This window comes from Imperialibacter sp. (assembly GCF_048007035.1).
Taxonomy (GTDB): domain Bacteria; phylum Bacteroidota; class Bacteroidia; order Cytophagales; family Cyclobacteriaceae; genus Imperialibacter.
The window spans coordinates 1510884-1530845 of the sequence record NZ_CP180355.1 but is presented as its reverse complement, the minus strand read 5'-3'; the positions used below and the strand labels follow the sequence as shown (position 1 = coordinate 1530845).

Below are 19962 nucleotides of genomic sequence, written 5' to 3'. Positions count from 1 at the left end.
TATACCAACATTCGAGCTGGCAAGACAACCAAGTCTGAAGTTATCGGTAAGCTTCTTGCCAACGAACTCTTTCGTTTTGCGGATTCAACAGCTGAGCAATGGCTGATGATTAAGATGACAAAGTGTAATTGTGAGACCTCCCAGCACGAGAGTAGGCAGATTACAGGGTTCGTCCATAAGATTAGAATTCGAGATGTGAATAACCTTGGCAACCAAGAGATGACAAACTTGTTAGACGGGATATTTCGAACCGAGCTTGATTTATACAACCAAATGCTGAAGGTGGTGGATCGAACTTCAGAAGAATTCAAACGACTGAATAGGAAATGGACAGTATTTCATGAAGAACAGTTTGATTTATCTCTCGGGCAATTCACAAACTATGTCTGCGGATCGCAAGATGTATCTCTTACCAATAAATTCCTGAACATCATGGAAGTAGAGGACGGATCTGCAGACGAAGCACCTACATTTGCTCTGGGTAGACTATTTATTTGTCGTCCCGAGTGGACATTCGAACAAATCCGACAACATTTAACTCTAATGGATCAACTTGAGTGGGGGCTAGTGAACGTGGTATTTAATATGACAGACGACGAGGCCGATGTCTACAAGACAAAGTACAACGAGCTTCGGAAGTCTGCAGGAATGGCCGAAGTTGACCTTTCCAAGTACGAATAAATGCGCTCAACACAACCTTCCACGCAGGGGGCCAGGCTTGATGCAATCAGAAGCTCGCCGGAATCTCCGCCACAAAAGTTAATTTAATATCGGCCAGTCTCCGCTAAAGCTGCGGTTAATAATGCGTGGCTAGTTGGCTAGCGAAGTCTATTAAACAACTCTAATCGCCAATGGTTAGCAGCAATCGCCATACTGTTTCGTATAAAACATTTGTTTCGAATATTTCGTTTGTATATTTGTAGCAAACTGTTAGGCATGAGCACGGTTAAAAAACAGATTACTAAAAAGGAGCAACAGATGGCTTCGGAGTCGGTTGCAAGGCTTTCTCAATTTGCAGGGAGGAGAAAATCTTCTAAGTCGAATGAGGTAAGGATAACCCTTCAGGGAGAGGATATAATGATCCCAGAAAAGGCATTAATCCATCTTATAGAAGTGCTTTCTAATATGTCGGATGGCAAATCGGTAGATATAGTAGCGGAGGATGCTGAATTGTCTACCCAAAGGGCAGCTGACATACTGAATGTTTCCAGGCCTTTCATCATCAAGTTATTGGAACAAGGACGGATTCCTTTCAAAAAAGTGGGCAAACATCGACGGATACTGCTTCACGATGTTTTACGTGTAAAGGAACAGCAGAATAAGGTTAGGGAATCACAGCTTGGAAAACTTGTGAAGGATTCTCAAATCCTGGGATTAGGTTATTGATGGCCAAACAGAGAATTGTCAAAGCAATATTGGATGCTTGCGTCTTGTATCCGGCACCCGTAAGAGACATCCTATTGTCATTTGCTGGGGAAGGATTATACCAACCAAAATGGACAGGACAAATTCAGGAGGAGTGGATACGTAACCTGCTGATCAACAGACCCGACCTGACCCGCATTCAACTCGAGGGGTTGGTTCGAACGATGAATGCGGCTTTCCCCGATGCAGATGTTCGTGGATATGAAGATCGGATAGCGGTAATTGAACTTCCAGATGAGGACGACCGGCATGTGGTTGCGGCTTCATTGGTGTCAGAATCGGAACTGATCATCACATTTAATCTAAAGGATTTCCCTCCGGGAAGGCTAAAGGCATTTGGAGTAGAAGCTCAGCATCCGGATGACTTTCTTGTGGAGTTATATAAACTTGACAGACGCAGGGGATATCAAGCTTATATAAAACAATTGAAGAGATTGAAAAACCCACCTATCGAATCGGACGAATTACTGAGGATTTTGACAAAAGCAGGGCTTCCCAAAACGGCCGCACTCCTACAAGACGGCCGTTAACACTTCGGTGCTATGAAAGTCGGCTTCGCTTGCTATGAGGGGCAACTCGCTTGGATTGTCCGCCACATCGGTTAATTTTATCATTGGTCAGCCTTCGCAAAAGCTACGGTTCGCAAAGCTTGGCTATTGTGGAGAAAGGCGGTAGTTCTTATCAATCCCGATGCTGCATGACCTGTCGAGCGCTGAACGCCAGTCCAAATCAGGAAATCAATAAATGGCTGACAACGACAAATACAACGAGACTGAAAATCTATTTGGAGGACCATATACCGAGTTGGTTGAGTTTTTCAAAAACCACGAACCCAAAGGAAACCTACTCGACTTAGGTTGTGGACAAGGCCGGGATGCCATAGCCCTGGCAAGACTCGGATATGAGGTAACCGGAGTCGATAATTCAAAAGTCGGCATTGACCAGATGATTGGCATATCCAACGCAGAAAACCTGAAAACCACTGGGTTGGTCAGTGATATATATGATTTTGATAACTACGGGGATTTTGACATTGTATTGCTCGACTCCATGTTTCATTTTGAACAACGAGACAGGCAAAAAGAAATTTCTCTGATCAATAAAATTGCCAACGACCTAAAGACCAATGGCTTGATTTGCGTATGTGTACAGGATACCGGTTCCAAAGTCAGGATTTTAAAGGGAGCAATAAGCAATTCAAAACCAGATTTTGAGACGGTAAATGATTCATCCCTGGTTTACAGGTACGAAGATGACGAATCAGGCCATAAGTCAACCACTAAGTATTGTATGTATATTGTGAGAAAGAAATGAGAAATGCATGATTGCCCAACATGTTCGGGCAAAGTTGGCGCTATTGAAATCGAAAATTGGAGCATGTTGCACCCCTGCCACATCTGTCGGAAGTTCAGCATAAGGTAACACCGACGGCATTTTTAATTCTTTAAGTAATTTTCCGCCTGCCAGATATATCAGATTTGTGTAGCTATGCAGGGTTATAAGGGCTATATTGCAGATGCCGTCCCGCATTATTTTCATTCTTACCAGCAATTTTCCATTTATCTAGTCTAACATCGCTGCTCTTCATTGGATCACTCATTCTAGCGAAGGTCACTTAAACACCAATAAAAGCTACATGAGCCAATCCATTAAATTTGTGTCGAAGGAGTACGACTTTTTCACTACTCTGAATCACCGAGTCAACCAGTACTTCAAAACGAAAAACATTAGCCGCAATGCCAACTCTGCCATGGTCTTCAAGACTATTGCCATGTTTACGCTGTATTTCGGCCCCTACGCACTCATTGTAGCAGGCTCTTTTTCAAGCCTCTACGTGTTTTATGCCTTGAGTGCCATTATGGGGTTTGGCCTTGCGGGCATTGGCATGTCGGTGATGCACGACGCCAACCATAGTGCCTATTCAAAAAAGAAATGGGTAAATACGCTGCTCGGCTACTCCCTGAACATGGTAGGCGGAAATGCATTCAACTGGAAGGTGCAGCACAATGTGCTCCACCACACGTTCACTAACGTGGACGGAACCGACGAAGACATTGAACCACGGGGTGTGCTTCGTTTTTGTCCCCACACCGACTGGAAGCCCTTCCACAAGTTCCAGTTTATCTATGCATGGTTTTTCTATGGTCTTCTGTCGTTTATCTGGATTGTGTTCAAAGACTTTGAGCGCCTGACCAGGTACAAAAGAGCCTGCCAGATAAAAAAACAAAAGACGACTGAGCTGAAGGAATGGTCAGTATTGATATTTACCAAAATTGCCTACTACGCCTACATCATCGTAATACCCATGTTGGTATTGCCCTTCGCCTGGTGGCATGTGCTGATAGGCTTCTTTGTGATGCACTACATCGCCGGCTTCATTTTGGCGGTAGTTTTTCAGCTGGCGCATGTGGTGGAGGGCACCGAATATCCTGTGCCTGACGAAACCGGCAATATCTACAATACCTGGGCGGTCCACCAGCTGCACACCACGGCCAATTTTGCTCAGCACAACAAGTTACTCTCCTGGTATGTAGGAGGGTTGAACTATCAGGTGGAACACCACCTGTTCTCCAATATCTGTCATGTGCACTACCACAAACTTTCCGAGATTGTGAAAGAGACTTCGGAGGAGTTTGGGCATCCGTATAAGTCGAAGCGCAGGCTTCGGGACGCAGTGGCGAGCCATTTCAAAGTACTGAAGGCCCTTGGCAAAAAGGACGCCTCACCCGTGCTGGAGGCTGTATTTGTGCCCTAAAGCCTTTTTAAGTTCAGTTGAAAAAAATAAAGGCAGTTGATCCAATCAACTGCCCCAATTGCTTTATGAGTAAAGCTTTTCGTAGTACTCGTCGGCCATTCTGTGGCTGCTGAAATACGGCACCACATCCCTCATACTGTTTTTCATCACTTCCAGCCACTTTTCGGGCTTGTCGTAGTAAGTAGGAAGAATCTCCTTTTCAAGGATTTTGTACATCCCCTCAAAGTCCTCCTGGTCCAGCTTTGGATGGTCGTTGAAGTCGGTGCCATCAGGAATCAGGTAGCTGTTTACGCCATGTTTGCCGAACTCCGGAATCCAGCCATCCTGAATCGATAAATTCACGCTGCCATTCATGCTGGCTGTCATGCCGCTGGTGCCCGAAGCTTCTCTGGGCTTTCTGGGCGTGTTCAGCCAAATGTCGCTGCCGTTTTTCAGGGAGCGGCTCAGTGCCAGCTCATATCCAGTTAGCACCGTGCAGTTAGCAAACTCTTTGGACACCCTCACGAGGTGGTTAAAGATGTCGATGGCGCCGTAGTCTTTGGGGTAGGGCTTGCCTGCCCAAATGATTTGCACGGGTCGTTTGGTGTTGGTGACCAGCTTTCGGAACCTGTCGAAGTCTTTGAGCAGCAGGTCGGGCCTTTTGTAGGCAGCAAACCTTCTGGCCCACACGATGGTGAGCACTTCGGGGTCAAACAGCTTGCCCGATTGGTCGGCCACGATTTTGAAAAGCTCGCTTTTCATCTCCTTCTTTCTGGCCATCAAAGCCTTGTCATTATTCTTCTCCAGGGCGACGTTCAGCTCTTTGTCGGCCCAGTAGCTCACATTTTGAGAGTTGGTAATGGGGATGATTTCACACGTATCTTTAAATGTGCCCCACATTTCTTTCGACACCTTGGCGTGGATTTTTGACACCGCATTGGCTTTTTTTGCCAGCCGCAACGCAGCCACTGTGTAGCTCACTTTGCCCGATTTGTCCGTGATCCAATCTACTTCTTCCTGCTTCCAGCCAGTAGGGAAAAAGCCAATTTTGTTCAGCAGCTCAAGGGAATGTTCTTCATTGCCGGCTTTTTCCGGTGTATGCGTAGTGAATACGCATTTGCTCTTCAGCTTCTTTTTATCGGCTGCCTGCGCATACATGTGAGTGAAGGCCGGCAATCCGTGGCCTTCGTTGAGGTGGTAAATGTCGGCACCGCCCAGGGCTTCAATCACCTTGTAGCCACCCACGCCCAACACCATGCTTTGCGCAACCCTTGTCAGCTCGTTGTCTTCGTAAAGCCTGTGGGTAATCGTGCGTGACAGGTAGTCATTCTCTGGAATATCGGTGCTCAGCAGATAGATGGGCGCACTGCCAAAGGTGTCAGCCTTGAGGGCATACGCCTTGGCCTTTACACTGCCATTGTCGAAAATGGGAACATCGACAATGATTCCCGTGTCTTCCAGAAAGCTGTAGTTTTTCTCTGTCCAAACAGCGCCCAGCGACTGATCCATGTTGCGGGTTTGGTCGTAGTAGCCGTATTGCCACAGTATGCCGACTCCGACCAGATTTTGCTTGAGCTCATAAGCACTGCGCATATGCGAACCTGCCAGAAACCCAAGGCCTCCGGAGTAAATTTTCAGTGCCTGGTCAATGGCAAATTCCATGCTAAAGTAGGCTACCTTTTTCTTGTATTTAGCATCGTATTTATAGGGGTGAAACCACTTACTATATTGACTCATAATTGATTGTACTTGTTTTGGTGAGCGAAAATAGGCAAAACAAATTTAGGACGGCAAGAATGAAACTGCCGATTTCGCCGAACTGGTTTGTGCAAAGGGTAGCGGGGAAATTAGGGGCTATTTCCCAGCCGATTAGTGATGTTTCATACTCATGTTGAGCATGCAGCCAATTGGCTCCGTTTTGTTTGGGTTGATGGCTTTGCCGGCAAAAGCGGCGGCAATGGCATCATCAAGGTAGTGCTCGGTGACGACGTTTCGGTACTTGCCCAGCTCATAAAACCAATTGTCTATTTTGCCCCTGTAGAGCAGGTCGCCCGTTTGATTGAAAAGAAAAACTTCAGGAGTTACTTTGGCTTTCAGAATATGAGTGACCACCTGGTGGCTGTCGAGCAGAATGGGGAAGTCGAATTTGTATTTGGCAGCAAAAGCCGCAGCGGTTTCTTTGGTTTCTCCTTCGCTGGGAGCAATGCCTATCACGCTAAGCCCCTCTACTTGCGCCAGCTCCCTGAACTTGCCGGTGTACTGCTGGCAGATGGGGCAGTCGTGTGCCATAAGGATCAAAAGAGTGAGCTTCTGGTGCTCAAATGTTGAAAGGGAATAGGGCTGGCCGTCGTAGTTTTCCAATTCAATTTTCCTGAGCGACTCACTGAAATTGCCAAGGTCGGTGGGAATAGTTTGCGCCAGCACACCAATGCCTACTAGCTGACTAGTAATCAGCCAAATGAGGGTTAAGAAGCTTACGTACCGCCGATTGTTCATACCTTAAAGTTAGGGCTTAATACCCTTGATAGAAAAAATATGACAAAGCTTTCCATTATCTTTCCAAATCATCGGCAATCCTTCTACTTTGGATTCCGTTTAGAGATTAACAAAAAGAAGAAGACAGTCATTTCATGAATTTTCTATTTCCTCAATTCCTTTGGGCTCTTCTTGCACTTTCTATTCCGATCCTCATCCACCTGTTTAATTTTCGCAGGGCGAAAAAAATATATTTCTCCAATGTGAACATGCTCAGGCATGTGAAGCAAACGAGCAGCTCCAAGCTAAAGCTGAAACATTGGCTGGTGCTGTTTTCGAGACTGGCGGCCGTGTTTTTCCTTGTCATGGCCTTTGCGCAGCCTTTCCTGCCTTCCAACGACGGCAAGCAGCTGAGCGGCGACGTGGTGCTGTACCTCGACAACTCGCAGAGCATGAGCAACCTTACGGGCACCGAAGCGCCCGGGCTGGACATAAGCATTGGCATGATCAGTGAAGTGCTCAAGGCTTACCCAAGAGAAACACGCTTTCAGCTTATCACCAACGATTTTGCACCGTTTTCCAATCATGCCAAAAGCAAGGTGGATGTGGAGGAGTTGCTTACCGAGCTGAGCTACTCATCTATCGTGCGATCGCCCGATGAGATCATTGGCCGAATGGAGCTGGGCGCCACTGAAAAAGACATTTACTGGATCAGCGACTTTGCCTACAGTCCTGAGCAGCCGGTATCGGATGGCGACTCTGTCAATAATTTTAAGCTGCTGCCAATTGCCTTTCCTGTTTCCGCCAATATTTTCATCGACACGGTGTACCTCGAAAGCCCTTTCCTGATCGAGGGTCAAACCAACACCCTTTTCGTTTCGCTGCGCAATACGGGTGAGGAAATAAAAACCGATATGCCGGTGAAGTTTTTCGTCAACGATATTCAGGTGGGGGCGCTCACCACCGACCTGGTACCCAATGGGCAAACCACCCTTTCATTTGAACTCAACATGGCGCTTGAGGACTTCAACCGGTGTCATCTCAGTATCGACGATTTTCCTATTCTTTTCGACAATGAGTTCTACCTGACGCTGAACCAGTCGCCCAGGGTGCGCATCATGGAGATTCGGGGCAGGACAGCTTCTTCTGCCATTGGCAGGGTGTTTGCCAACGAGCTTTTGTTCGATTTGCAGTCCTTCGACGCTGGCAATATTGACTACGGGAGCTTTGAGGATGCCGAGCTGCTGGTGATCAACGAGGTGGATCAGCTAAACAGCGGCCTGGAAGCTTTTATCAAGAGCTCGCTCGATAATGGGAGAACGGTCTTGATCATTCCATCATCCCAAAGTTTTGATAGCGGGTGGGCGAATATCTACAGTGGGCTCAGGCAAAGTGTGCAAACCAACCTGCAGGAGATTGCTCAACCCGATCTCAATAACCCATTCTTTAAAAACATTTTTGAGGCCTCTTCCGAAAAAATGGAAATGCCGGCCGCTGCCATGCAAATGAGCTGGGGCAACAATGGCGATCATTTGCTGAAATACAGGTCAGGAGCCCCCTATTTGACCCGAGCAAATGCCTCTTCGGGGGTTTTGTACCTGCTGGCTTCTTCTCTGGCGCCCACCAGCAGCACGTTCTCCAACAACGCTTTGTTTGTGCCCATCATGTACAAAATGGCTATCGGTGCCCGAAGCACAAAGGGCCGGCTTTACTATACGCTTGACGAAATACTGCTCACCGTCAATGGGTCGGAAGTAACTGATACCGACCTGTACAAGCTCAGCGGCAATGGGCAGGAAATTGTGCCGGGTCAGCAGTCGGTGGGGGCCAATGTAAGGCTGGAACTGCCCAGGTTTATGATGCAGGCTGGCTACTACGACGTGAAGTTCAGAGACGAACTGGTGGATGCCCTGGCGTTCAATCTGGAGAAAGGCGAATCGCAACTCAAACCTTTGCCGGAAGAGTCGGTGTTGGAGTTGTTCAACACGGTGGAGAAAAAAGAGATTATCAATGTGCTCTCACCGGAAGATCTCGAAAAGAATTTGAACGAACGCTTCAATGGAAAGGAATTGTGGAAATATGCCTTAATTTTGGCGTTAGCATTTTTACTTATTGAGGTCTTATTACTTCGTTTCCTATGAGTAGCCTATACCTGAAAGGTGTAAAACTGATCAACCCCTCCTCGGAATTCCATCTGAAAAAAGTCCACCTTTCCATAAAGAATGGAAAAATCGACTACCTGGGCTTGAAGGAAACCACTGCTGCGGGAAAGGTTGTAGAAGGCAAAGACCTGATCGTAACGCCAGGCTGGTTCGATCTGCGGGCTAATTTTTGCGACCCGGGCATGGAGCACAAAGAAGACCTCAACTCCGGATTGAAAGCTGCCGCTGCAGGAGGTTTCTCCGATGTATGCCTGCTGCCGGATACACACCCCACCATACAGTCGAAGAACGATATCGAGTACCTAAAGTCAAAGGGACGAGGCAAAGTGACCACGGTTCATCCCATGGCTGCCGTTACACTTGGGCGCAAAGGGGAGGAGCTGAGTGAAATGATCGATCTGCACCATGCGGGTGCTGTCGCTTTTACCGATGGCCACGACCCCATCTGGAACACGGATATTCTGTTGAAAACCCTGCAATATCTACAGCCGCTCAATGGTTTGCTGATGAACAGGCCGGAAGACAAGTGGCTCGCAAAATTTGGTGTGATGCATGAAGGAGTGCAAAGCACCAGATTGGGCATGAGAGGAGTGCCGGTGGCTGGCGAAACCATCATGGTGGAGCGGGACCTGAGAATACTGGAGTACGCTGGTGGAAAGATCCATTTTTCGCAGGTGTCATCCGCTGAGGCTGTCGACATGATCAAAAAAGCCAAAAAACGTGGCCTGGCAGTAACTTGCGATGTGTCGGTACACCACCTTTGTTTCAACGACACCTACCTCAGCACTTTCGATACCAACTACAAAGTGTCACCTCCCTTCCGCACCGAAAAGGACAGAAAGGCGCTGATTGCCGGCGTGAAGGATGGCACCATCGATACCATTGTGTCGGCGCATGAGCCGCAGGATGAGGAAAGCAAAAAGCTGGAGTTTGACCTGGCCGAATTCGGCATCACAGGGCTTCAAACACTCTGGCCTGTGCTCAACCAACTGGACCTCAAAGGCGAGCTTTCGCTGGAGCAGTCGCTGCCGGCTGTTTTCGACGGGCCGAGAAAGGTGCTGGGCTTGCCAGCTATTGCTCTGAACGTGGGCGCTGACGCCTGCCTGACAGTGGCCAGCACGTCCACCAGGTGGATACTCGATAAAAAAACCAACCTTAGCAAATCTGTCAACAATCCATTTTTTGGAAAAGAACTGACTGGCATGGTGGCAGCGGTAGCCAATAATGGCCTTGTTCAAATCATCAACTAAGCAGGCATGAAGAATCCGTTGATCAAGGTACCCCTGAAGTACGGGATAGCTGGAGGCTTGCTGGTGGTGCTGGTTTTTGTGGTGCTTTTCCTGCTGGGCGAAAACCCTCTTTTAATGCTGCAGCCCTTCGATTTTATGCTGTTGCCATTGTTTCTGTTTGTGAGCATCCGTGAATTCAGAGATGTGCACAATGGCCGTTTGATGTTTTTTTGGCAGGGAATGACAGTTGGTTTTTTCTGCTATATAATCATTGCGCTGGTGTCCAGTGTCTTTATCATTTTGTTTCTCGAGTTTTGTGACTGTAATCTTTTGGCAGAATTCATTACCAATAAGGTAGAGATACTTGAAAGCGGCAAAGCAAGGGTAATTGAAGAAATGGGGCAGGCTACCTACGACAAAACAGTAACAGACGTAGAAGCTACCACTGCCTTTATTGTCTCCTTAGACAATCTATTGAAGAAATGCATCCTTGGCCTTTTGTTTACTATCATGTTATCTATGATATTAAGAACGAAACCTAAAAACTAAAACCATGGAACAACAAGTAACAACAAGAGGAGTAGGTTTGCAATACGGCGTTATTGCTGGTGTGGTAATGATTATTTATGGCCTTGTCCTTCAATTGACGGGGCTGGTATTTGAATCATGGGCATCATGGATCAACTACATTTTTTTAGCAGTTGTCATCTTTCTTGCTCATAAGAAATACAAAGAGGACGGAGACGGATTCCTTTCATTTGGCCAGGGCCTCGGAATCGGGTTTTGGATATCACTGGTTGGCGGGGTGATTAGCTCCGTTTTCAGCTTTATATACATAACCTTTGTTGATCCAACGTTTGTGGAAACTATGATGGAAAAGGCAAGGTACAATATGGAAGAGCAAGGCACGCCAGATGCACAGATTGATCAGGCGATGGCCATTACGGAAAAATTCATGAATCCGGGAATGATGTTTGTCTTTGGTATAGTGGGCGTTTTGTTTTTCGGCTTTATATTGAGCCTGATTGTGTCTGCCATTACAAAAAAGACCGATCCACAACTTGAAGTTTAATGACCGAAAATAAGCCAGATATTTCTGTAGTGGTTCCTCTCAAAAATGAAGAGGAATCATTGCAGGAATTGTGTGAATGGATACAAAAAGTGATGCAGGAAAACCAGTTTACCTACGAGGTGATACTGGTAGATGACGGGAGCACCGATGCCAGCTGGGTAACTATCCAGGAGCTAGGCATAGGCAATAGTTGTATCAAAGGCTTACGGTTTAATAGAAATTACGGGAAATCCGCTGCCCTGCACGAAGGCTTTGCAGCAGCGGAGGGCAAAGTGGTCATCACCATGGACGCCGATCTTCAGGACAGCCCCGATGAAATTCCCGAGCTCTACCGCATGATCACGGAAGATGGCTACGACCTGGTGTCGGGCTGGAAAAAGAAGCGGCACGACCCCATTGGCAAGACCATTCCATCCAAATTTTTTAATGGTGTTACCCGCATCATGTCGGGCATTCCGCTGCACGATTTTAACTGCGGCCTGAAAGCCTACAGGTCTGTGGTGATAAAAAACATCAAGGTGTACGGCGAAATGCACCGATACATCCCGCTCATTGCCAAATGGAACGGGTTTTCTCGCATAGGTGAAAAAGAGGTGCTGCACCACGCCCGAAAATACGGCAGCACAAAGTTTGGGCTGGAACGCTTCATCTTCGGCTTTCTCGACCTGCTTTCTATTTCATTTGTTACCAGGTTCAAAAGGCGTCCAATGCACTTCTTCGGTACTTTGGGCACACTCACTTTTGTGTTTGGAGCCGGTGTTACCGGGTTTATGGCACTTGAAAAGTGGAACAACCTCCGGCTCAAACTTCCGGTCAGGGAAATTGTCGATCAGCCATTGTTTTACATCGCTCTGCTGGCCGTAGTGGTGGGCGTTCAGCTTTTTCTGGCTGGCTTCTTAGCCGAAATGATGACAATCACGAGCAATAAGAATGAAGATTATCTGGTCATTGAGAGGTCAGGTTTATAGCTTTGGCCCATGGCTAAGCCCAAATACTCATTCATAGTACCGGTTTACAATCGGCCGGACGAACTCAGGGAGCTTCTTTCCAGTTTATGCGACCAGCAGGCAACTCACTTTGAGGTGATCGTTGTTGAGGACGGCTCGGAGCAAAAGGCTGACAAAGTGGTTGAGGCCTTTGCCGGCAGGCTTGACCTCACCTACCTTTTTCAACCCAATTCCGGGCCTGGAGCTGCCCGAAACAATGGGGCTTCGCAGGCCAAGGGCCAGTGGCTGATCTTCCTGGATTCGGATGTGATAGTGCCGCCGGGCTATATAGCGGCGCTCGATGCAATGGTAAAGCTGCCATCGTTGTTTGGCGGACCCGATAAGGCTGCCTCCGATTTTTCTGCCACGCAAAAGGCCATCAACTACTCAATGACCTCTTTTCTAACCACGGGTGGCATTCGTGGAAAAAAGAAGGCGATGGAAGCGTATAAACCACGTAGCTTTAATATGGGCATCGAAGCCACACTTTTTCATAAGATTGAAGGCTTCAGGGCGATGCGATTTGGCGAGGACATTGACCTGAGTTTGAGAGCAGAAAAAGCGGGAACGAAGGGTGTGTTGGTGGAAGAGGCATGGGTGTATCACAAACGCAGAAGCAATTTCCGGCAGTTTTACAAGCAGGTGTTCAACTCGGGGGTGGCACGCATTCATCTTCACTTGCTGCACCCCGGCTCTACAAAAGCCGTGCATACTTTTCCGGCCTTGTTTGCGGTCGCAGTCATTTTTCTGGCAGTGTGGGCCCTGCTGTTCAATGCCAACCGACTCCTTCCTCTTCTGATCTATTCCACCTTCATTCTGGTTGATTCAACAATAAAAAATGGGTTGCCCGCCGGCATCTTGTCAGTGCCTGCTGCTTTTGTGCAGCTGGTGGGGTATGGCCTGGGGTTCTTAAAGGCAGGATTTGAGGTGTATGCACTCAGAAGAAAGCCTAAGTTTGGGTTTGCTGAAACCTTCTACAAGTAGCTTATGCCTTTTTACAAAAGAAAATAGTCTCGTCTTTTGGCAGCGCATACCTGGTAACTACGTCGCCCGGTAATTCCTTCACGTAGTCATTGGCATCAACAGTAAACCCGGCGCTGGCCAGCCTTTCTGCATAGTCCTTTCCGTACTTTCTCACGTGGTCGTCCTGCCCAAACCTGCGGTAGCGTTCCTTTGGGTCGGTGATGGTGATGTCTTCAACCGTTTTTTCTTCGAGCGGGTAAAAGAACGGCACCTGGATAATGGCCCACCCACCCGGCTTCAGCACTCTGTGCAACTCGCTCATAGCTTTCAGGTCGCTGTCTACATGTTCCATTACATGGTTGCAAAAGGCCACGTCGAAGGTGTTGTCGTCAAACGGCACCTGATGGATATCCATCTTCACTTTTGCCAAAGGCGATTCTATGTCGGCTGTGATGTAGTCGTCTTTATGAAGTTTTTCAAATGCCTCAATAAAGCAGATTTCCGGCGCTACGTGAAGCACTTTCAACTTATCGGTAAAAAAGTTGGTCTTGTTCTTGAGAAACAGGTACATCAGCCTGTGTCGCTCCAGTGCCAGGCAGTTGGGGCAGAGCGCATTTTCACGGGACTGCCTGCCGTAGGGCAAGAACTTTCGGAAGTGGGCGTTGCATACAGGGCATTCCACTTTGTTGCCAGTATAAAAGATGGAGACCACCTTGAGCACCCAATGGCTGAAAAGCTGCAGGTATTTTCTGGGTACGGTGCGTAGCAAAAAACTAATGATGTGCTTCAAAACTATAGCGATCTGGTTCCGAAATGCCTGCAAATATAGTAGATTCGAAACCCAAACCAGCTTGGAATCGAAATAAGGAAATATTGATTGAGGAGAATAACCAGTATATTCGAAACCATGCGTCTTAGGCTTCCTATTTTTTTAATAATGCTGACCACAGCTTTCTATCTGGGGAGCTTGTGCACAGCAGCAGCCCAGTCGAAAGAGAGGCCTATTAACAAGGATTCCCCATCGTGGGTGCTGAAGCAAAAGAAGAAGAATGACGCTAAGAAAGACTTTCCAAAGCAAGAGTACCCTCGCTATATTATCATCACAGAAACAAAAGGGGTGCTTTACGGAAACCCTTGCGCCCTCCAGGAAACGCACAAGATGGGCTTTGAGTACGTGTTGCTAAAGGAAGGACAGCCGGGCTACGAGACCATGTGGAAGAAGATGACCAACAACTTTTTTGTAAAAACGGGGCTGGTTTTTCGAAAATCTCCCTTTTGGAAACTCATACTGAAGCACAGGATCGAAGACTGCCGTGTCAATACAGGCGACTTTATTGGAGACGCTTCCACTACTGAACCCCACTATATAGCGGCCATCTCTTTTTGACCTTGCCCGCTTCACAACCAAAATTGACCATGTGCCATTCATTCGGTACATTTAGGTAGATTCACTAGGTAAAAAAATAAAATCATTTCTACTTAGGGTTTTGAAGTTGAACAACGCCTTTTGGGCACAAAACACATCAATATGAATAAAGTAATGAAAAGCTTAAGCGTCATGGCTATGGTGATGCTTTCTTTTTCCTTTGCTGCCAATGCGCAAAAAGGAAAGTGGGTTTCTCTGTTTGACGGGAAAACCATCGATCAGTGGCATATTTACAACAAATCAGGAGTTGACCCAAAATGGCAGGTGGAAGATGGCGCCATTGTGCTGACTGCCGGCGGCGCTGGCGACCTGGTTACTAACAAGGACTACGGCGATTTTGAATTAGAGCTTGAGTGGAAAATTTCTGAGGGAGGCAACAGCGGCATTATGTTCCACTGTATAGAAGATGCAAAATACAATGCTCCTTACTACACAGGCCCCGAAATGCAGGTGCTTGACAATGAGCGCCACCCGGACGCCAAGCAAGGCAAAAATGGTAACCGTCTCGCCTCGTCTCTGTACGACATGATCCCTCCAAGCGACCCCTCAGCTTACAAGCCAGCGATGGAGTGGAATAAAGTGAAGTTGGTGATTAAAGACGGCAAAGCCACTCACTACATGAATGGCAAGAAGGTAGTTGAATACCCTACCAGCGGCCCTGTTTGGGACAAAATGGTCAGCGAAAGCAAGTTCGCCAAGTGGGAAGCTTTCGGAAAGTCATCAACAGGCAAGATTGCCTTACAGGATCACGGCAACAAAGTGTGGTTCCGTAATATCAGAATCAGGGAATTGTAGAAAGTTGTTGACCGCTGGCAAAAAGCCAAGGGTCAATATCTTTTTGACGTGAGTTCGATATAAAAATGTAACAAAAACATCACCGAGGGGCGTCATTGCGGAAATTTTCTTCAGATATTTTTCTCATCTGAAGAAAATTATCCGCAATCTCCGCCACAAGACATTTGAGATTCCGGATAAATATTGGCCCATTTGAATTTTAGGCCAATATTTTCCGGAATGACGGCATTGTTATATCGAACTCACGTTTTTTAGATTCCCGTGAAACTGAAAGGGCTGATTAATCTCAGCTCTTTTTTTATGTCTTCGCTTACCTTCAGCTCATCAATAAAAGTGCTGATGCTTTCTCTGGTGATTTTGGTATTGGTGCGGGTGAGCGCTTTCAGTGTTTCGTATGGATTGGCAAAGCCTTCTCTGCGAAGCACCGTTTGAATAGCTTCAGCCACCACTGCCCAGTTGTCCTCCAGATCGGCATCAATGGCTGCCTGATTGAGCTCCAGCTTGCCAATGCCTTTTGCCAGTGAGAGCAGAGAAATATAGCTGTGCGCAATAGGCACACCAATATTTCTTAATACCGTTGAATCCGTAAGATCCCTTTGTAGCCTTGAAATGGGCAGTTTCGCTGAAAGGTGCTCGTAAATGGCATTGGCCATGCCAAGGTTGCCTTCGGCATTTTCAAAGTCGATTGGATTCACTTTGTGGGGCATGGCCGATGAACCAATCTCGCCGGCTTTGATGCGCTGCTTGAAGTAGTTCATGGAAATGTACTGCCACACGTCCCTCGAAAAGTCGATCAGGATGGTGTTGATGCGCTTCAACCCGTCAAAAAGAGCCGCCATGTGGTCGTAGTGCTCAATTTGGGTGGTGGGAGAGCTCCTTTTCAGTCCAAGACTATTGCTTACAAAACCGTTGGCAAACTCAGCCCAGTCGTAGGTGGGGAAGGCCACGTGATGGGCATTGAGGTTGCCGGTGGCGCCACCAAATTTGGCCGCAAACGGTATGTTTTTCAATCCTTTTATCTGCTCCTCCAGCCGTACCTGAAACACCCTGATTTCTTTGCCAAGACGGGTAGGCGAAGCGGGCTGCCCGTGAGTTTTTGCCAGCATAGGTATTTTCTCCCAATCTGCGGCCATAGCTGCCAGCAAGGCAATTATTTCATTCAATTTGGGCAGGTAAACCTCCTGCAAAGCCTCTTTCAGGCTTAGAGGAATGGCGGTATTGTTGATGTCCTGCGAGGTGAGACCAAAATGGATATATTCTTTATAGGCTGAAAGGCCGGCAGCATCCATCTTCTGTTTGATGAAGTATTCCACCGCCTTCACGTCATGGTTGGTCGTTTTCTCTATTTCCTTGATGGCCAGCGCATCTTTCTCTGAAAAATCTTTATAGATGGCTCTCAGCTCGGCGTACCGGGCTTTTGGGAAAGTGCCAAGGGCAGGCAGTGGGATATCACAAAGCGCTATGAAGTATTCGACTTCTACCTGAAGTCTGTAACGAATCAGTCCCCACTCAGAGAAATAGGGAGCCAATAAAGCGGTTTGTTTTCTATAGCGACCGTCGACCGGCGATATGGCCGTTAAATGTGTTAAATCCATGCGAAATGAGTTAGCTGCCAAAAGCAAGCCGCAAAATTACGGAATTATGGCCATAACTAAGGACAAGAACAGAATAAAGCTGAAAGAGGCGAGACTGCCAGGGTTACCTAGTCCTCAAAATACGCCTTCAGAGGCTCCCAGTAATAGTCGATCCAACCCTGGTCAATGCTGTCGGCCACTTCTTCGGGCACGCCGAGCTGTTTGAAAGTAAGAAGCGTGCCGCCAGGAACTGCCGTAAACTCGTAGATGACCCTGGAGAAGTGATCTTCCGGCCAGCCATCTTCATCGGCTTGCCAGGTTTGCACAATGCGCTTTCCATAAGAGAGCTCCACGTTTTCACCAAAACAGTAGCCGTCGAAAGCGCTGTGTTCTCCGCCTACTTTGCCGTCGTTTTCTGCGGGACTATCAGTAAAGTCACTATGTTTTTTGGGGTCAAGAATGGCTTCATAAGCCTGATTGGGTCCTGTTTTCAGGATCACCTTGTGGTGTATGTCACGAGTTTCCATTTTTCATTCCAGACGGGCTGGAGTGTTTTGTGTTGGTTTGGTATTACTTTAATTTTTCAGGTGGGAAAATTAGAAAAGCTTTCAAAATATCTTCTCAACCCTGTTGTTTTTTTTCACTAGTAAAATACGAAAACATTGAGAAAAAACCATGGAAACAGGTCTTTTAGATGAGCCAAAAAGAGCACTGTGAAAATCGAAATATTTTAGTGGCAACCGTAAATAGGTCAGGATTGCTTTTCTATTGACCTAAGCAGTTTCACAACATTTCCTGTTAGTTCCGATGAAAGCCGCACATCCACCAGCACCTCCTGCAGATGCTCAATAAAAATATCTCTTTCTTCCTGAGATCTGTGAAGTGGTATTTTTTCGATCAGCTCAATGAGTGAGTCGAGTCTTTCATTGGCCAGTCGGCTGTCGAGAAGAATTTCCCTCACCTGAATAAGCAGTTTGTACTCGGGGAGCACAGGCATTTTGGCGAGCTTTTGCTTGAGCTCAAATTCCGTCCACGGCCTGGTGAGTATTTTGTCTGACATCATAAATCATTAAAGGATTAATCTAATCTATTTTTGCCAGAAAATCGAAACTTTATTTAAAGTGCTGTTAGACAATGACATACGATTAAGTCTCATTTGTTAACCAAAAAATTTAACCAATTGGTTAAACCTTTCGGTTAAGGCTTCGTATATTTGCATCATGACGAAGGATGTAAGCACAGAAAGAAAGATACTGGAAGCCGCCAGGGAAGTATTCATTCAGCAGGGAATGGTGGGAGCGAGAATGCAGGAAATTGCTGACAAGGCCGGCATCAACAAAGCATTGCTGCACTACTATTTCAGATCCAAAGACTTGCTTTTCGAAAGGGTTTTCATGGAGACACTCCAGTCAAATGGCCCGGCCCTGTTTGGTATTCTTGGGAAGGAAATGCCCCTAAAAGAAAAGTTGATGCAGTTTGTCGAGCATTATGTGGAGCTGATGAAGAACAATCCCTTCATGCCTCTTTTCGTCATTAACGAAATTTCAAGGAACCCCGAGAAGCTGTTTGGCAAAATTGGTTCGCAAGTTTCGCAGGTGGCGATGGGGCTGGGTTTGCAATTGAAGGCTGAAGCGGCTAAAGGTACCATAAGACCTATAGAACCAGTGGATCTCATCAGCTCTATCATGGGGCTGTGCGTTTTTCCTGTCATTGCAAAACCTATTCTCAGGCCGGTCTTCGGACTTAGTGAAGAAGACTATAACAAATTTCTTGAGAGAAGAAAAAAGGAAGTTCCGGTGATCATTTGGAACTATTTAACTGACAAATCAACAAACGAATAATATGAAGAGGTTTGTATTAACAATGAGTGCAATGGCGATGGTGGCCGGGGTGTACGCCCAGGAAACCATCAGCCTGCAGGGCTGTTACGAGCTGGCACTTCAGCACACACCGCTTTCGGGGCAGGCAGCTCTTTATGGAGAGTTGGCAGCTTCTAAAGGGGAACGGCTGGGCCTGGCGTATCGTCCGCAAGTGAGTCTGAATGGGCAGTGGAGCTATCAGAGCGACGTGTTTTCATTGCCATTCAGTATTCCAGGCGCTGAAACGCCGGAAATTCCAAAAAGCCAGTACCAGGCTACGGTGGGCATCGAACAGAGTATTTACGACGGCGGCATGGTCAGGCAGTCGAGAGAAGCTTCCAAAAGAGAACTGGCGGCCAATCAGCAGAAAGTGGAGGTTGACCTGTACAAGGTAAAGGAGTCTCTGAACAGCTTGTATTTTGGTATCCTCAGGATTCAGGAAGCTGAAAAAAACCTTGAAGCTGCAAGGAATACTTTGCTGGAGAGAAAGAAGGTAATTGACGCCGGGTTTTCTACCGGAGTACTTTTGCAGAGCGACAAGTCCGCCTTCGAAAAGGAAATCCTCTCCATCGAACAACAGCTTGTAGCGGCGGAGGCCGAAAAAGAAGGGCTTGTAGCCATGCTGGCCGACAAACTTGGGCAGCAGCTTTCGGTAGATGCAGTATTGACCCTTCCCGGCGGCACCATTCCACTGGAGGGTGAAGCAACGATCAACCGGCCGGAACTCAGCTATTTGAGTGAGCAGAAAACTGTGCTTTCTCAGGCAGGGGAGCTCATTGCTGCGAGAACTAAGCCGAAGGTAAGTGCTTTTGCCAGAGGTGGCTTTGGCAGTCCCAATCCTTACAATTTCTTTAAAACCGACCTTAGCGGGTTCTATATGGCGGGAGTAAGGCTTTACTGGCCACTATTCGACTGGGGAGCCAGCAAGCAGGAGCGGCAAGAGCTGCAAATTCAGGAGCAGTTGCTCGAAAATAGCCGCAGCGATGCCATGAGCCAATTCGAAAATGGCACCCTGCAATGGAGAAAGAAATGGTTGGCATCTGACGAGGTAATGAAAAGAGACGCTGAGATCGTCAGGTTGCAGGAGTCAATTGTCAGGGAATACGCTGCCAGGCTCGAAGGCGGAACTGTCACCTCTTCCGACTATATCACTGCGCTGGATCAACTTACAAGGGCAAAAATTACGGCCCGCATGCACGAGATCGACAAGGCGTGGTATCAGGTACAATACTTTACACTTACAGGAAATCTTTAAGGAACTA

21 protein-coding genes are annotated in these 19962 nt (G+C 47.2%); 15 read left to right on the top strand and 6 right to left on the bottom strand.

Features of this window, described 5'->3' with window-relative positions:
- The first annotated feature begins 219 nt into the window (after positions 1 to 219).
- From ACMVP2_RS06940 to ACMVP2_RS06920, 5 genes are all read left to right on the top strand, one after another.
- Positions 220 to 681 (top strand): hypothetical protein, encoded by a 462-nt coding sequence (locus tag ACMVP2_RS06940; protein ID WP_416867170.1) that lies wholly within the window; start codon positions 220 to 222, stop codon positions 679 to 681.
- Positions 682 to 936: 255 nt separating this feature from the next.
- Positions 937 to 1386, top strand: coding sequence for a helix-turn-helix domain-containing protein (locus tag ACMVP2_RS06935; RefSeq protein WP_416867169.1), 450 nt, complete (start codon positions 937 to 939; stop codon positions 1384 to 1386).
- The gene (locus ACMVP2_RS06930) at positions 1386 to 1955 is read left to right on the top strand and encodes a PIN domain-containing protein (protein ID WP_416867168.1); all 570 of its coding nucleotides are present in this window, start codon (positions 1386 to 1388) and stop codon (positions 1953 to 1955) included. Before ACMVP2_RS06935 ends, ACMVP2_RS06930 begins: the two co-directional genes overlap by 1 nt.
- 214 nt (positions 1956 to 2169) lie before the next feature.
- Positions 2170 to 2739: a class I SAM-dependent methyltransferase gene (locus tag ACMVP2_RS06925; RefSeq protein WP_416867167.1), complete on the top strand. Its 570-nt coding sequence runs from the start codon at positions 2170 to 2172 to the stop codon at positions 2737 to 2739.
- A gap of 322 nt (positions 2740 to 3061) precedes the next feature.
- Positions 3062 to 4180 carry a fatty acid desaturase family protein gene (locus tag ACMVP2_RS06920; RefSeq protein WP_416867166.1) on the top strand — a complete coding sequence of 373 codons (1119 nt, stop codon included), beginning with the start codon at positions 3062 to 3064 and terminating at the stop codon, positions 4178 to 4180.
- A 63-nt stretch (positions 4181 to 4243) separates the two neighbouring features.
- Here the strand turns inward: ACMVP2_RS06920 and glgP are convergent, their stop codons facing one another.
- Positions 4244 to 5896, bottom strand: a complete 1653-nt coding sequence (gene glgP / locus ACMVP2_RS06915; RefSeq protein WP_416867165.1) for an alpha-glucan family phosphorylase — start codon at positions 5894 to 5896, stop codon at positions 4244 to 4246.
- Positions 5897 to 6028: 132 nt separating this feature from the next.
- The gene (locus ACMVP2_RS06910; protein ID WP_416867164.1) at positions 6029 to 6655 is read right to left on the bottom strand and encodes a redoxin domain-containing protein; all 627 of its coding nucleotides are present in this window, start codon (positions 6653 to 6655) and stop codon (positions 6029 to 6031) included.
- A gap of 134 nt (positions 6656 to 6789) precedes the next feature.
- Between ACMVP2_RS06910 and ACMVP2_RS06905 the strand changes: the two genes are divergently transcribed.
- The 6 genes from ACMVP2_RS06905 to ACMVP2_RS06880 are packed head-to-tail and all read left to right on the top strand — an operon-like array spanning position 6790 to position 13067.
- Positions 6790 to 8775 (top strand): vWA domain-containing protein, encoded by a 1986-nt coding sequence (locus tag ACMVP2_RS06905; protein ID WP_416867163.1) that lies wholly within the window; start codon positions 6790 to 6792, stop codon positions 8773 to 8775.
- Positions 8772 to 10046, top strand: a complete 1275-nt coding sequence (locus tag ACMVP2_RS06900) for a dihydroorotase (protein ID WP_416867162.1) — start codon at positions 8772 to 8774, stop codon at positions 10044 to 10046. Before ACMVP2_RS06905 ends, ACMVP2_RS06900 begins: the two co-directional genes overlap by 4 nt.
- 6 nt (positions 10047 to 10052) lie before the next feature.
- Positions 10053 to 10574, top strand: coding sequence for a DUF4199 domain-containing protein (locus ACMVP2_RS06895; RefSeq protein WP_317488225.1), 522 nt, complete (start codon positions 10053 to 10055; stop codon positions 10572 to 10574).
- A gap of 4 nt (positions 10575 to 10578) precedes the next feature.
- On the top strand, positions 10579 to 11097 hold the full coding sequence (locus tag ACMVP2_RS06890) for a DUF4199 domain-containing protein (RefSeq protein ID WP_317488223.1): 519 nt from the start codon (positions 10579 to 10581) through the stop codon (positions 11095 to 11097).
- Positions 11097 to 12065 carry a glycosyltransferase family 2 protein gene (locus ACMVP2_RS06885; RefSeq protein ID WP_416867161.1) on the top strand — a complete coding sequence of 323 codons (969 nt, stop codon included), beginning with the start codon at positions 11097 to 11099 and terminating at the stop codon, positions 12063 to 12065. Before ACMVP2_RS06890 ends, ACMVP2_RS06885 begins: the two co-directional genes overlap by 1 nt.
- Positions 12066 to 12074: 9 nt before the next feature.
- Complete coding sequence (locus ACMVP2_RS06880; RefSeq protein ID WP_416867160.1) at positions 12075 to 13067, top strand: glycosyltransferase; 993 nt, start codon at positions 12075 to 12077, stop codon at positions 13065 to 13067.
- A gap of 1 nt (position 13068) precedes the next feature.
- Here ACMVP2_RS06880 and ACMVP2_RS06875 read toward each other — a convergent pair whose 3' ends face one another.
- On the bottom strand, positions 13069 to 13836 hold the full coding sequence (locus ACMVP2_RS06875) for a class I SAM-dependent methyltransferase (protein ID WP_416867159.1): 768 nt from the start codon (positions 13834 to 13836) through the stop codon (positions 13069 to 13071).
- Positions 13837 to 13983: 147 nt separating this feature from the next.
- Here ACMVP2_RS06875 and ACMVP2_RS06870 point away from each other — a divergent pair, with 147 nt between their 5' ends.
- On the top strand, positions 13984 to 14433 hold the full coding sequence (locus ACMVP2_RS06870; protein WP_416867158.1) for a hypothetical protein: 450 nt from the start codon (positions 13984 to 13986) through the stop codon (positions 14431 to 14433).
- A gap of 153 nt (positions 14434 to 14586) precedes the next feature.
- Positions 14587 to 15267: a 3-keto-disaccharide hydrolase gene (locus tag ACMVP2_RS06865; protein WP_416868195.1), complete on the top strand. Its 681-nt coding sequence runs from the start codon at positions 14587 to 14589 to the stop codon at positions 15265 to 15267.
- A gap of 251 nt (positions 15268 to 15518) precedes the next feature.
- Here the strand turns inward: ACMVP2_RS06865 and purB are convergent, their stop codons facing one another.
- The 3 genes from purB to ACMVP2_RS06850 all read right to left on the bottom strand — a co-directional run bounded on the left by purB (position 15519) and on the right by ACMVP2_RS06850 (position 17904).
- Complete coding sequence (purB, locus tag ACMVP2_RS06860) at positions 15519 to 16862, bottom strand: adenylosuccinate lyase (RefSeq protein ID WP_416867157.1); 1344 nt, start codon at positions 16860 to 16862, stop codon at positions 15519 to 15521.
- Between the two features lie 107 nt (positions 16863 to 16969).
- Positions 16970 to 17368 (bottom strand): SRPBCC domain-containing protein, encoded by a 399-nt coding sequence (locus ACMVP2_RS06855; RefSeq protein ID WP_416867156.1) that lies wholly within the window; start codon positions 17366 to 17368, stop codon positions 16970 to 16972.
- A 224-nt stretch (positions 17369 to 17592) separates the two neighbouring features.
- Complete coding sequence (locus ACMVP2_RS06850) at positions 17593 to 17904, bottom strand: hypothetical protein (protein WP_339792432.1); 312 nt, start codon at positions 17902 to 17904, stop codon at positions 17593 to 17595.
- Positions 17905 to 18061: 157 nt separating this feature from the next.
- Between ACMVP2_RS06850 and ACMVP2_RS06845 the strand changes: the two genes are divergently transcribed.
- Together ACMVP2_RS06845 and ACMVP2_RS06840 are read left to right on the top strand one after the other, a co-directional pair.
- Positions 18062 to 18682, top strand: coding sequence for a TetR/AcrR family transcriptional regulator (locus ACMVP2_RS06845; RefSeq protein ID WP_339792434.1), 621 nt, complete (start codon positions 18062 to 18064; stop codon positions 18680 to 18682).
- Position 18683: 1 nt separating this feature from the next.
- The gene (locus tag ACMVP2_RS06840; protein WP_416867155.1) at positions 18684 to 19955 is read left to right on the top strand and encodes a TolC family protein; all 1272 of its coding nucleotides are present in this window, start codon (positions 18684 to 18686) and stop codon (positions 19953 to 19955) included.
- Positions 19956 to 19962 lie beyond the last annotated feature (7 nt).